Source organism: Paraburkholderia sp. SIMBA_030, from assembly GCF_046535245.1.
Taxonomy (GTDB): domain Bacteria; phylum Pseudomonadota; class Gammaproteobacteria; order Burkholderiales; family Burkholderiaceae; genus Paraburkholderia.
This window is the reverse complement of the sequence record NZ_JAWRXB010000357.1, coordinates 1-278: the sequence shown is the minus strand read 5'-3', so window position 1 is coordinate 278 and position 278 is coordinate 1. Positions and strand designations below refer to the sequence as shown.

Annotated in this window: 1 pseudogene; it reads left to right on the top strand. The window is 62.2% G+C overall.

Features of this window, described 5'->3' with window-relative positions:
* A pseudogene (locus tag SB772_RS40335) lies at positions 1–278 on the top strand (ABC transporter permease); the annotation flags it as partial.

Sequence of the window (278 nt, the reverse complement as noted above, 5' to 3'; positions counted from 1 at the left end):
ATGTGGCTGGCGTTGCCTGTCACCATCCTCAATCTGGCGCTCGCCGTGCCGATCGCGTTCCGCGTCCGGCTGATGCGGCGCCAGCGCCTGCTGACGACGATCCTGGTGCTGCCGATCACGCTTGGCACGGTCTTTGTCGCCGATGGTCTCTTGACGTTTCTCGGCCCGCGCGGCTGGTTCAATCAGACGCTGCTGCTGATCGGCATTCTCGATGCGCCAGTGAAGCTGACCAACAATTATTGGGGCGTCTTTGCCTCGCTGCTGATCACCGGCTTTCC